At 55.2% G+C, this 13311-nt stretch carries 10 protein-coding genes and 3 tRNA genes; 10 read left to right on the plus strand and 3 right to left on the minus strand.

Annotation, left to right across the window (positions count from 1 at the left end):
* The first annotated feature begins 67 nt into the window (after positions 1–67).
* The 7 genes from AUQ43_RS05715 (at position 68) to AUQ43_RS05745 (ending at position 5442) form a co-directional block, all read left to right on the plus strand.
* A complete protein-coding gene (locus tag AUQ43_RS05715; protein ID WP_062955315.1) occupies positions 68–604 on the plus strand; it encodes a peroxiredoxin in 537 nt (178 codons plus the stop codon).
* Between the two features lie 83 nt (positions 605–687).
* The gene (gene recJ, locus AUQ43_RS05720) at positions 688–2478 is read left to right on the plus strand and encodes a single-stranded-DNA-specific exonuclease RecJ (protein WP_062955316.1); all 1791 of its coding nucleotides are present in this window, start codon (positions 688–690) and stop codon (positions 2476–2478) included.
* 150 nt (positions 2479–2628) lie between these two features.
* Positions 2629–3522, plus strand: coding sequence for an ABC transporter substrate-binding protein (locus AUQ43_RS05725; protein WP_181838547.1), 894 nt, complete (start codon positions 2629–2631; stop codon positions 3520–3522).
* A 130-nt stretch (positions 3523–3652) separates the two neighbouring features.
* On the plus strand, positions 3653–4903 hold the full coding sequence (locus tag AUQ43_RS05730) for an MFS transporter (protein ID WP_062955394.1): 1251 nt from the start codon (positions 3653–3655) through the stop codon (positions 4901–4903).
* Between the two features lie 230 nt (positions 4904–5133).
* A tRNA-Glu gene (locus AUQ43_RS05735) sits at positions 5134–5209 on the plus strand.
* Positions 5210–5246: 37 nt separating this feature from the next.
* Positions 5247–5322: transfer RNA gene (locus AUQ43_RS05740), tRNA-Glu, on the plus strand.
* 44 nt (positions 5323–5366) lie between these two features.
* Positions 5367–5442: transfer RNA gene (locus AUQ43_RS05745), tRNA-Glu, on the plus strand.
* Between the two features lie 69 nt (positions 5443–5511).
* Here the strand turns inward: AUQ43_RS05745 and AUQ43_RS05750 are convergent.
* The 3 genes from AUQ43_RS05750 to AUQ43_RS05760 all read right to left on the minus strand — a co-directional run bounded on the left by AUQ43_RS05750 (position 5512) and on the right by AUQ43_RS05760 (position 9792).
* Complete coding sequence (locus AUQ43_RS05750; RefSeq protein WP_062955318.1) at positions 5512–6888, minus strand: sensor histidine kinase KdpD; 1377 nt, start codon at positions 6886–6888, stop codon at positions 5512–5514.
* A gap of 139 nt (positions 6889–7027) precedes the next feature.
* On the minus strand, positions 7028–8395 hold the full coding sequence (locus tag AUQ43_RS05755; protein WP_062955319.1) for a DNA polymerase IV: 1368 nt from the start codon (positions 8393–8395) through the stop codon (positions 7028–7030).
* 110 nt (positions 8396–8505) lie between these two features.
* On the minus strand, positions 8506–9792 hold the full coding sequence (locus tag AUQ43_RS05760) for an EAL domain-containing protein (protein ID WP_062955320.1): 1287 nt from the start codon (positions 9790–9792) through the stop codon (positions 8506–8508).
* 334 nt (positions 9793–10126) lie between these two features.
* Between AUQ43_RS05760 and AUQ43_RS05765 the strand changes: the two genes are divergently transcribed.
* From AUQ43_RS05765 to AUQ43_RS05775, 3 genes are all read left to right on the plus strand, one after another.
* A complete protein-coding gene (locus tag AUQ43_RS05765; RefSeq protein ID WP_062955321.1) occupies positions 10127–11515 on the plus strand; it encodes an SPOR domain-containing protein in 1389 nt (462 codons plus the stop codon).
* 119 nt (positions 11516–11634) lie between these two features.
* Positions 11635–12360, plus strand: a complete 726-nt coding sequence (locus tag AUQ43_RS05770; RefSeq protein ID WP_062955322.1) for an S-adenosyl-l-methionine hydroxide adenosyltransferase family protein — start codon at positions 11635–11637, stop codon at positions 12358–12360.
* Positions 12361–12470: 110 nt separating this feature from the next.
* The gene (locus tag AUQ43_RS05775) at positions 12471–13295 is read left to right on the plus strand and encodes an MBL fold metallo-hydrolase (RefSeq protein WP_062955323.1); all 825 of its coding nucleotides are present in this window, start codon (positions 12471–12473) and stop codon (positions 13293–13295) included.
* Positions 13296–13311 lie beyond the last annotated feature (16 nt).

The raw sequence follows: 13311 nt of genomic DNA on the forward strand, positions 1-13311 counted from the left end.
TTAAATCCTAACTATCCTGAAGACCTTATGGACTTAAAAAGTTCTATTTTCTTCGGGAGAAATTCGAATGGATGGCGAGAGTGATGTGCACGTAATTGTGCGGCTGACGGGGCAGATCCTGCCTGCGATGGGGTTGTCAGCAACCAATGACACATCGGTTGATTTGACGACATTGACGGGCCGCACGGTTGTCTATGTCTATCCACGCACAGCGGAGCCCGGTGTGCCGTCGCCCGAAGGTTGGGATGAAATTCCCGGGGCGAAGGGCTGCACACCGCAATCCTGCTCATTCCGCGATCATGCGGCCGAATTTCGTGCGGTTGGTGTCGCCAACCTGTTCGGGCTTTCAAGCCAGACGACTGATTACCAGAAAGATGCGGCCGAGCGTCTTCATCTGCCATTTTCGTTGCTGTCAGACGCCGATCATCGCTTCAAGGAAGCCATGGCGATGCCGGATTTCGAAGCCGATGGCATGCGCCTGTTCAAGCGTCTGACCATGGTCATTGATGACGGCAAGATCACCAAGGTGTTCTATCCCGTTGATGACCCGGCCGCAGACGCCGAGAACGTTTTGAAATGGTGTGGGGAAAACCGGGTCGACTAGGGGTTGCCATGTCTTGGCGCGGTTTGATCGATTGGCAAAATATCCGGTTTCAGACCGCCCGAGATTGCGCTATTCCATAGGGCATGACAGAGCATGCAGACGAAACGACCTTTATGGGTATTGAGCGATCCGTCACCGGAAAATGGTGGCGGGAACGCGCAAATAACGAGCGACTGGCAACCACGATAGCCCAGCGTTTTGGCGTACCCGAGATTGTGGGCCGGGTGATGGCCGCGCGCGGCATTGACCTTGATGACGCCGAAAGTTTCCTGTCACCGACACTACGCGATTTGATGCCCGATCCATCGACCTTGCAGGATATGGACAAGGCAGCCACACGCATTGCCGACGCCATCGAGGCGGGCGAGGGGATTGCTGTTTTTGGCGACTATGACGTTGATGGCGCGACCAGTACGGCTCTTCTGAAACGCTTTTTCCGCGCCATTGGTGTTGATGTTCCTGTCCATATTCCCGATCGCATGAAAGAGGGCTATGGCCCGAATGCGCCAGCCCTTCTGGAGCTGCAGCGCAAGGGTGCCAAGCTGATCCTGACGGTCGATTGCGGGGTAACGGCCTATGCGCCGCTGCAAGAAGCCCGCGATGCCGGGATCGAGATCATCGTTGTCGACCACCACGCGGCAGAGCCGGAATTGCCGCCTGCGGTCGCGGTCGTGAACCCCAACCGGCTGGATGATGAAAGCGGACTTGGGCATCTCTGTGCGGCGGGTGTGGCGTTTCTGGTTTGTGTCGCGTTGCTGCGTGAATTGCGCAATCGCGGCTGGCTTGAAAAGCAGAGCGTTCGCGCACCCGATTTGCGCAACTGGCTTGATCTGGTTGCCCTTGGCACAGTGTGCGATGTGGTGCCGCTGCGCGGGTTGAACCGGGCATTCGTGACCCAGGGCCTTAAGGTGATGAAGCATCGCAGCAACATTGGCATTACATCGCTTGCCGATATTGCCGGGGTCAACGAAGTGCCCAGTGCCTATCACCTTGGTTATGTCCTTGGGCCGCGTGTGAATGCCGGTGGGCGCGTTGGCGAGAGTTTTCTGGGCACCACCCTGCTTTCGGGCGAGAACGCCGCAGAGGCGCAGGATATCGCCCGCAGACTTGATGACTATAACCGAGAGCGCAAGGCGATTGAGGATATCGTCCTTGATCAGGCGATCAGTGCGGTCGAGGGCAGGTCAAAGGTCGGCTCCATGGTGCTGGTTGGTGGCGAAGACTGGCACCCCGGCGTAATCGGTATTGTCGCAAGCAGGCTTAAGGATCGATATCACGTGCCGTCGCTTGTGATGGGGATGGTTGACGGGGTCTATAAGGGCTCTGCGCGATCTGTGCGGGGTATTGACCTTGGCGATGCGATCATTGCGGCGCGTCAGGCCGGGCTTCTGATCAATGGTGGCGGGCACCATATGGCGGCGGGCTTTACCCTTGATCCCGAAAAGCTTGAAGCGTTTGAAGCGTTTCTTGAAGAGCGCTTTGCCAAGATCATCGCCGAAAATGACATCCGCCCGACCATCACGGTCGATGGGGCGCTTCACGCCAAGGGCGCGACACTTGATCTTATCGACTCACTTGAAAAGCTGGGGCCTTTTGGTGCGGGCAATGCCGAGCCCCGATTTGCCTTTGTTGATTGCCGGGCGGTCAAGGCCGACGTTGTCGGGCAGGATCATGTGCGTTGCATCCTGACCGGGTCAAACGGGCAGGGACGGCTCAAGGCGATTGCGTTCAGATGCCTAGATAATGATATGGGCCAGACCCTGATCAAGCATGGTGGACGCCCGTTGCATGTTCTGGGGCATTTGCGCCGCGATAGCTGGCAGGGGCGTGATGGTGTGCAGCTGATCATTGATGATGTGGCATTACCCGTTTGACGGACGTGGTCTATACGAAAGTGTGGTCTTTGGATTGATAGCAAATTTCATTATTGGTATGATGATTTAATTGCTTCTTTGATCCGCATGGCTTTCCCACAGGTGTATTGGTTGCATTACCCGCCAGAAACGTATGACAAGCGCCACAGCATGTTCGCAATAGATGGACCCGATCAGGCATGTGCGCGCAATCGTGACAAGCTGTGCGCACACCGCTTTGTGCTGCTGGTTCAGGCATTTTTTGTTCTTCTTGCGACGGTTATCGTCGCGGGGAATGCACAGGCGCATGCGTTGGAAAAGGCAGATCCGAGCCATCTTGTCGATGCGTTGGGCGTAACCCTGCTTACAGAAGAATACCCACCGTTCAATTTCCTTGATGACCAAGGCCACCTGCGCGGCATCGGTGCCGAAGTCGTGCAGGCCATGGCAACCCGGCTGGGCTATGGCAAGGATATTGATGTCTTGCCATGGAAGCGTGTTCTTCTGCGTATTGATGGCGAGGCGAATGTTGGCGTTTTCTCGATGACCAGAACGCCGCAACGTGAAGAGTCCTATCAGTGGGTCGGGCCGGTTGTGCCGATCAATGCGGGAATTTTTCAGCGTGCCGACTCAGCAAGTCCGGTGCACGACATCGAAGACCTGCGTCAGGCCGGTCTGATCGGTGTGCAGGCAGGCGGTGCTGCTGAATTGGCCTTGCGCTCCTATGGGTTTGAAAACCTTGAACCCATCCATCATTCCGGCGGCGTTGTGGGCATGCTCGAAAAAGGTCGGATCGATCTTATTGTGTCATCAGATATCGAGTTGTACGAGCAGCTTAAAAACAGCACGCTTGAGCGTGATGATGTCGAGATGGTTTATGCGTTTTCGAGTGCTGATCTTTATTTGGCTTTCTCTGCGCAGACATCGCCCGAGATCGTCAGAGTCTGGCAGCATGCCTATGACGAAATTGTCAAAGACGGCCAGTTTGACCGGATTGTGTCGCAATATGGTGTTATCATGAACCAGTCCCCAAGGATTGAACGTGGCCTGCTACTAAGCCAGTAGGGCGGTGGATTAAGCTGCTGCTGGCGACTTTTCGGCGTGATGGTATCTGATTTCGGGGCATGTGTGCATGTTTGCCATGTCACGCAAAAGCTTGCCGCTTTGGCGTCTTGGCATTAAGCCAGATAGCACCATGACAAAAAATCCAAGCCCCACACATACGCCGCACGGGATCGGAACGTTTCTGATCGTTCTGATGCCGATCATGCTGGCTTTTTCACTTAGTCAGTTTTTCCGTTCTGCCCAGGCCTTGTTGGCCGGGCCGTTGCGCGAGGAACTTGCCGTGACGCCCGAACAGCTTGGTCTGATTTCGGGCAGTTTCCATTTCGCCTTTGCCCTGATGCAGATCCCGGTCGGGGTGTTGCTGGACCGGTATGGGCCGCGGCTCACCAACGGTTTCCTGACGGTTATTAGCGTGATCGGCGTGTTTGTCTTTGCCAATGCACAAAGTGTGCTGGGTCTGATGACCGGGCAGGCGGTGATTGGTATTGGCTGTTCGGCGGCTTTCATGTCTGCGCTTGTTCTGGCGGCGCGCTGGACCGCGCCAGAAAAATTTGCCGCGGCATCCGGGCTGATTGTGTCCTTCAGTCTGATGGGGGTTCTGGCATCGGCCACCCCGCTTGCAACACTGGTGGAGGCCTATGGCTGGCGGACAGTTTATTATGGCCTTGCCGGTATTGCGCTGATTGCGGTCGTGCTTGATTTCATTCTGGTGCGCGACAACCCGCCGGGCCATGCTGCCCATGCTCAGCGCGGCGAGAGCGTCATGGACGTCTTGCGTGGCATGATGTCGGTCTGGTCGAACCGGCAGGTCTGGTTGCTTTCAGGCGTCGCGTTTTTCAGCTATCCGACAATTTTGACCGTGCGCGGGCTTTGGGGCGGGCCGTATTTGCATGATGTATTTGATCTTGGCGCGGTCGAGGTCGGTAATATCCTGCTGGTGATGACAATCGGTATGATCATTGGTCCGCCAACCTATGGGCAATTGTCGCGCATGATGCCCGAAAATACCCGTGGCCTGATCACCTTTGCTGTTCTGGTTGGGGCGGTTGCCTGCTTGTTGCAGGCCTTTGTCGGGCCGCTGGGAACGGGTGTTGCCATGGTGTTGATGTTGCTGCACGGGTTCCTGGGCAGCAGTGCGACGCTTAACTACGCCGCATCGCGCAAGGCTGTGGCCGAACATCAGATTGGCCGTGCACTGACCACGATCAATCTTGCGACCTTTGGCGGGCTTTTCGTTTTGCAGGGGATCGCCGGATTGATTGTCGGCCACTATGAGGCCGACCCGGATACCGGATACAAGGCGATGTTCGTGTTCCTTGGTTGCGGCCTTGCATTGGCGGGCGGTTGTTTCTGGTTCGGAACGCGGCGCCGGTCGCAATAAAGAAATGTAATCGGCCCTTGTCGGAGGGTGGGTGAAGCCTCATCTGTCCGTCCAGGGCCGGAAGGAAAGCGAATAAACCGTCTGGTTAAACAAGGTGGCAGGGTTTTTCAGTATTTGGTCGGGAATGGCATCATTTCCGGCAGGGGATTAAAAAAAACGTCACAGGGGCGAAAAAGCCGCTTGACCTGACCCCACCCAATCGCTAAAAACCGGCCTCGTTAACGCGCTGCGTCCCCTTCGTCTAGAGGCCTAGGACACCGCCCTTTCACGGCGGCAACAGGGGTTCGAATCCCCTAGGGGACGCCACTCGTTAACATAGACTGACTTCGATTGGTGCGTATGTGTCCCCTTCGTCTAGAGGCCTAGGACACCGCCCTTTCACGGCGGCAACAGGGGTTCGAATCCCCTAGGGGACGCCACCAACCGAACGTCACGACATTCGCGCAAATTCTATTGTGCTTGTGTCCCCTTCGTCTAGAGGCCTAGGACACCGCCCTTTCACGGCGGCAACAGGGGTTCGAATCCCCTAGGGGACGCCATATTTTTTCGGAAATAACATTCTGTTATGTTGAAATGCTCGTCTGATGGTTCGGCGGGCGTTTTTTGATTCAGGCCGCTTTTTCGTCTGGCAAGGGCGACAGGGTGAAGGTCGCGATCAGTCCGCCTTCGGGATTGTGTTCAAGCCAGATATCCTCGCCATCCTCGCGGCATAGATCCCGGCATAGCGACAGCCCGACGCCGGAACCGATTTCGCCATTGGTGCCGTCCTTGGAGCCATAGCTGGTCAAGCTGGCTGCAAAGGAAGCGATCATGTCATCGGATGCGCCGACACCGCGGTCGATAACCTGTAATCTGACTTTGCCATCCGCCTTTTGCGTTGCAATCGTGATCGAGCCATGCGGGTTGGAATACTTGATAGCGTTGACCAGAAGGTTGCGCAGGATCATTTCCGCATGCGGTGCGATGCCATAGGCGGTGTGTTCACTCACCTCGCTGATCACCCGGACCGACTTGGTTTCAAGAAGCGGGCGTGACACCTTGATGGTGTTGTCGACCAGTTCATCAAGGTCGATGGCGCTCCGTTCGGGTTTGCCTTCGTCAAACAGGGTGCGTCCCCAAACCAGAAGATCATCGAGAAAGCGCATGGTTTCCGAGGTCGAGGAATGCAGTTTGCGGATATTGCCAAGCGCCTGCGCCGGATTGCCCGCCACCAGATCCTGCTGCGCCATCAGTGACAGGCCGGCAAGCCCGTGGAACGGTGTTCTTAGGTCATGGGCAAGAACGGTAAACAGGCGGTTCTTGGCGCGTGCCTCTGCACGCAGTGACAGGTTGAGCGAGATAATGATCATCGCCGTAAACCCGACGGCAGTCAGCAGCAGGAACACAATCACATCAAGAAACGCCAGCATGTGAATGGTTGAGGCCGACATCAGCTTGGTCATCGCCTGATCATCAACAAGGGCGACGATACCGCGCGCCAGATGGAAAAGGCAGTGCGCGGCAAAGGTGATCGCCATCAGGATCTCCGGCGCGGTCAATTTCCGGCACCTTGATTGCGCCAGGACAAGGCAGCTTGCCAACGACACGGCCGAGATCGTCACGGAAATGACGACGACCCGCATGGCGAAATTCGGCACAAACACGCTGAAATAGACAAACAGTGCAGCATAAATCGCAAGCGCGATTCCGACAATCCGATAGCTTGGTTTCTTGTTGGTGTATACCTGAAGCCCGAACAGATAGAACGCGTGACCCGCCGCGATTAACGTATTGGCGGCCACCACTGATGCCAGGTCGGGGATAAATCCCCGCAATCCCAAAAGAATAAATCCGATCGCATTGGCGATGCCACCAACGGCCCAAAGTGTGGTCGCGTTATCCCGGCGAGACACCATCCAAAGCGACGAAAAGGTCAGTGCCTGAATGATGGCTGACAATGTCGCAACAAATGCCAGTGTCCGGATATCAAGTTCTACGCCAAACATTGGGTCTCCCATTCGACGGTCTTCGGGGCGCGGAGGTGTTCTATAACGCCGTAACTATACTTTTGGGTTTTTTAGCCGTTCCGGGAGGTAATGCAACGGGAATATTACATTGGAATGATGCATCCCGGTCACAAGGTCCCTAGAAAGGAAAACGCCGTTGTTTTGCTTTGCCTTTGTGCTGGCGATAACGCCGTGTCAGGCTTTCGCGAAGCTGTTCTGCCGTGGGGCGCGGCAGGTCGATGACCTTGCGTACGGCATCTGACAGAGAAGACTCCATTTCCGCGTCATCATCTGTGCCGGTGGCACCATCCCCGGCAAAAAGATCAACCGGGTCGGCCATATCGGCGGCATACAGATCGGCAACGCCGACCCCAAGCAGGCGATAGCGCGTGCCATCAGTTTCCTTTTTAAGCAGGGTCAGCGCAGCATCAAGAATGACCTCTTCGCGCAAGGTCGGATAGGTCAGGCGCATGTTGCGGGTACGGATTTTGAAATCCGATGATTTGAGCTTGAGCACAACCGTGTGGCCTGCGATTTCCTTGCGCGCGAGATCGCTTGCAACCCGCGACGTAAGCCGGGTGGCGATTTCGGAAAGCTCGGACAGGCTTGCGATATCTTCGTTAAAGGTGGTTTCCGAAGACAGGCTTTTGCGTTCCGTACTTTGTTCAACCCGCCGGTTGTCTTCGCCGCGTGAAAAGTAAAAGAACCGCTTGCCGATACTGCCATATCGACCTTGCAGGGCGTGGATATCCATTTCCTGCAGCTGGCCGATGGTTGTAATGCCGTCTGTGTGCAGTTTGCGTTCCATAGCAGGCCCCACACCCCACATCATGCGCACTGGCTTGTCGGCCAGGAAATCAACCGCCTCGCGCCGTCCGATCATGGAAAAGCCGAACGGCTTGTTGAGGTCAGACGAGATCTTGGCGAGGAACTTGTTATAGGAAAGCCCGATAGAGACCGTAATCCCGACTTCGCGTTTGATCGTTGCCTGAAGGTCGGCCAAACATTCTGCCGCTGACTTGCCGTGGGTTTCAGCGGCGCCGGACAGGTCCATGAAGGCCTCGTCAATCGACAGCGGCTCGATGTCGGGCGTTAATTCGCGCATCATGTCACGGATACGATAGCCTTCTCGCTGATATTTCTTCATGTCTGATTTCAGAAACACAGCATCCGGGCAAAGTTCGCGTGCCTTGAAGGCGGGCATGGCGGAACGCACACCATATTTGCGCGCGACATAACAGCAGGTTGCGACAACACCGCGATGACCGCCACCGATAATCACGGGCTGATCAATCAGTTCCGGTCGATCACGCTTTTCGATCGAGGCATAAAAGGCATCGCAATCAAGGTGACCGATGGCAAGATCGGGGAGTTCGGGATGGGCAATGGCGCGCTTGCAGGAGCAAACCGGGCAGGGCACGTATGATCCGCCACCGCTTTTGGGAAGCGGTCGATCAAGATGCAGTCGCCATTTGTGATGGCAGTCCGGGCACAGCGCATACAGCATGCTTATTTGTACTGCTTTTGTTCCGAACTTGCCAAGAGATGAAATGAAGCTTTGTGATGCGTCATCGCCCCTCCTGACCAATTTGTCAGGAGATGGCGATTGTTTGGAATTTATCTGGGGGCTGGTTTCTTGGCAGCGGGCTTGACCGGTTTGGCGCCATCGCGTTTGGCACGGCGCTGGCGAGCGATCATGTTGTCGATATAGCGGCCCTGGAACAGGGTAATGCCAAGCGACTGGCCGAATTTGATCGCGGTTGGTGAATCGCAGCGGCACAGGATCACGCGTTCGCGGCCAGAATTCTTCACGAGGTTGTCCATCTCGGAGTACTTTTTGCGGATGACGTTATCGGTCATCTCTTCGCGCCAGGCGACCTTGATGAAGTCTGCTTTCAGGCGTTTGCGATCAACAAAGGACAGGGCCTCGACAGTCAGGTTATCGATCAGGATACGATAGCCGCGTTGATGGAAGTCATCGCGGACACTGAGATAGGTCTCCAGGTTCGAAAACAGATCAACCTGATTAAGCTCGATAATGACGTTCCCCGGCCAGTTGCGGCGCACGTTTTCATCAAACTTGTCAAAATCCTTTGACGTCAGGGTTCCAAGGTTGAGGTTGATCGAGAACGAGCTCGCATGCGTCTTGAAGGTTCGCTTGCACAGGTAATTGAGCATGCGTTTGTCGAGCGTCTCTGTCATGTGCTGGAACAGCCAGCGGTTGGACGCCAGATCGATATTGGGCATCAGCGCATTGCGCAGATCGGCAATCGAGACAAAGAACTCGTCAAAGACCGGATGCAGTTCCTTGGACCCGCCATGGGCAAAGACACACACCGGTTGTTGCCGGATATGTTCGGACAGATCAGCGGTGTGGATGGTTTCTTCAAGCTCGGCCAGGTTTTCAGCGGTGATCGGGCCCAGGGTGTTGTTGTCTTTTTCACGCTGGACGGCGCTGCGCATGTTCAAGCTTTTCTGAAGCTTTTTGGCGCGATCATCAAGGTGCTGACACAGCAGCAGGAATTCCTGAAACTCGGTGTTCAGGTTGAACCACGTGCAGAAACCGGTTTCTTCGCTGTCATCCTGCGACAGCGGATCATCGCGGAACAGATAGCGCAAGGTATCAACAGCCGGTTCGACATCGGCGATTGATTTGTCTTTCCAGACAAAGATCAGGTCATTGTTGGTCAGAACAAAAATACGACCGACATAGAGTTTTACATAGCTTTCAAAGGTATTGGTCGCAACGCGGATATGATAATCGCGGCGGTGGAACGGCTTTAGGCGCGACAGGTGAATATGTACCGCCCGGTGCCCGTATTTTCGGGTCTCCAGTCGTTGCACATAATCCAGCAACAGGTATTCCTGAAGGGCCTGCTGGCCATATTGCTGCGGTTCAATCACGCGAAACCCCTGAAAGAGAGAACGTTTTTTTTGGCTCGTTATTGGCCGGTTGAATACACCGAAGACCCAAGTCTGATCAAATCATAATGTTCTGAAGGTCTGGTTAATGGTCTGGGTCCAGACTCTAAGACTATTCTATTTATAGAAACTATACGTATGGCAGTACAAGTGCCGCGTCAAAAGCAGTGTCGAAAATGCTTTAACGAATTGTTGGCAAGCAGGGTGCAAAATCAATGCTGTATGGGGGAAGTTCATGCTGGGTTTTGCTGGAATATTCTACGGCAATACAGCATGGTTTCTGATAACGGGATTTAAGGAATAGGGGATTGGCGCCATGCAGGTATCTGCAAAGCGGACCGGGAACTGGCTGAAGATCGGCAAAAGCATTGCTGTGATCGGTATGGTTTCATGGGTGTCGGCCTGTGCGCCGCTGCTGGATCAGGATTTCTGGGACGAAGCAACGTCCTTTGCAGATGACAATTATACCGCACTTGGTCTGCAGCAACTGGCAAGTGGTGATTATGCTTCTGCGGAAAAACTGTTTGACGAAGCATTGCGCAAGAATCCCCAGGATGGTCACGCAATGCTGTGGCGATCGGTCCTTTATCAAAACACCAACCGTCCGGATCGGGCGCAGGATGGCTATGAAACGCTGATTGCGATGAACCCGCCCGGTACGGTCCTGATGTCGTCGGCGACGGGTACACAGCCGCGCCCCTTGCGTGATGCGGCAGAGTTCAATTTGTCGCGGCTCGAACGTGGTCTTCCAGGGTCGCTTAGCATCAATGATCAAATCATCAGTGGGCCTTCGGGACTTGGCAATGGGGCCGCCGCGGTTGCGGCCGGGCGTCCTGTAAGCCCGTCTCCGACAATGACCAGCGGCGCGACAAAGCCGATGGATATTCCGGCAGGGGCGGCATTGTCGGCAGGTGACGAAGCGATTGCCAAGCGGTTTGCCATCTTGCGTAACCTGCAGGCAACCGGACTTGTCACGCCCGAAGAATATTCCGCACGCCGTTCAGCCAACCTTGGTGCGCTGTTGCCGATGAGCCAGCCGGCACCATCTGCGTTCTTGAATAATCCGCCGCCCGAAGGTGCGCAGGTCGAACAGCGTCTTAACCAGCTAAACCGTGCGCTTCAGATCGGGGCAATCACCGTGCAGGAACATGTTGCGGAACGCACCGCCATTCTTGATGCGTTGTTGCCGGCCCAGCCGCGTCAGCGCGCTACACCGCCACCGGCACCGCAAGGGTTGATGGATGCTGCGCGCCAAATCGCGCGCATTGAAGACCTGCAGCAGATGAAACTGGTCACACCTGATGAATTCAAACGTGAACGTGATGCGATTGAGGCCGCCATTGTCGAACCGGCACAGGGTACGGCGATGACGCTTAACTCCGGTGAACCGGTCCGCCGGGTCGCAACCGGGGACAGCCGCCCGGTTCAGGCCGGCGAGGAAATGTCCAAAGCCGCACCCGCTGCAACCGGTTCGAAATCGGTGCATCTGGCATCTTATCGCAATGAAGCGCAGGCCGAACGTGGCTGGCAGATTCTGACTGGGCGCTATCGGCAGCTTGCCTCGATGCAGCATGGCGTCACGCGCGCCAATATTCCGGGCAAAGGTACGTATTATCGTCTGATGGCCACGGGCCTGAGTGACAGTGCGGCCAACTCGCTTTGTGCGGAGCTGAAACGACGCGGTCAATTCTGCGAAGTTAAGTAGCAGATCACGTTGTTCGACCCATATTCGAATTAATGACAACGCCGGTGGGATCAAAACGTTGCCACCGGCGTTGTCATTTCCGGAAATCTGAATTTCAACCGACGACCTGAGTATCAGCCATGATCTTTGTCTTTAGTGATTTTGGTGTGAATGGGCCATATAGCGGGACAATGCGTTCGGTGGTGATGCGACATGCGCCTGATGTGCCTGTATGCGATCTGATGTGCGATGCCCCGGACCGAAACCCAAAGGCGGCAAGTTACCTGCTTGCGGCGCTGTGCCGCGAATTCCAGGAAGGCGACGTGGTTTTGGCCGTTGTTGATCCCGGTGTGGGCAGCGCGCGCAACGGGGTTGTTGTCGAAGCGGATGGCGTTTGTTTTGTCGGGCCGGATAACGGGTTGTTTGAGATGGTGATCCGCCGGGCGAAAAACGTGACGCTCAAGGTGATCGACTGGATGCCCGATGGTGCATCGGCAAGTTTTCATGGGCGCGATATATTCGGCCCTGTGGCATCGTGGCTGGCAACAAATCAGGAATTTGACGCGCACGGCATTCCGCTTGATCAACGGTTCGGCCCGGCAAAGGAATGGCCAGATGAACTTGCCGAGGTGATCTATGTCGATCCTTACGGCAATCTGATGACCGGACTTTTCGCACGATCAAAGGATGAAAAAATCACGATCAATAAACATGTACTGTCGGGTGCCCGGACATTTTCAGATGTGCCGTCAGGAACGGCGTTTCATTACGATAACTCGGTCGGGTTATGTGAAGTCGCGGTTAATTGCGGGCGTGCCGATCAGATGATGGGGGCTGCAATCGGCACCAGGGTCGACGCGAATTGACAGCAACTGATGCAATCAATGATTGGTTTATGGTGGTGTGATGTTATCGTTTCAAAGTGTGAAAACCGGGTATGACGATCAACAGGCAATCCTTGGACAGGATTTGGTGAATGGCAATCAAGGTTAAATTCTGGGGCGTTCGAGGCAGCATTGCCTGTCCATCACCGGATCATGTTGTTTACGGTGGCAATACCAGTTGCGTTGAGATGACGGTCGGCGACACGGTTCTGATCTTTGATGCGGGTACCGGCATCCGAAATCTGGGCAAGGACCTGATCCGGCGAAATGTCACCGAGGCCAATATCTTTCTGACCCATACACATTGGGATCACATTAACGGCTTTCCATTCTTTGTTCCGGCCTATAACCCGAACGCGTCCTTTCGGGTTATGGCGGGGCATCTGACCAATCAGGGGGGTGTGGAACGGGTGTTTTCGGCCCAGATGGCAGACCCGACTTTCCCTGTGCCACTTTCGGCCATGAAATCAAAGCTGACATTCGAGGATTTCAATGTCGGTGACGAACTCCGCCCGGCGGCGGATATCTTGATCAAGACTGCACCACTGCGTCATCCCAATGGGGCGACAGCGTTTCGCGTGGAATATGGTGGCCATTCAGTTTGTTATGTCACCGATACCGAACATGAACTTGGCAAACCCGATCAGGTCATTCTTGATTTTATCAAGGATGCTGATCTGGTGATCTATGACAGTACCTACACTGACGAGGAATTCCCGCAGAAAGTCGGGTGGGGGCATTCGACATGGCAGGAAGGCATTCGGCTTTGCCGGGCCGCCAATGCCAGACAGTTGGCACTTTTCCATCATGACCCGGACCATGACGATGCGACAATGACCGTCATTGAACAAAAGGCACGCGCCACCTGGTCAGGCGCCTTTGCGGCGCGTGATGAAATGGTGCTGCAGATCGAATAGGCGACTTGTGTGGAAG

The organism is Thalassospira sp. MCCC 1A01148, assembly GCF_001613795.1.
GTDB lineage: Bacteria > Pseudomonadota > Alphaproteobacteria > Rhodospirillales > Thalassospiraceae > Thalassospira.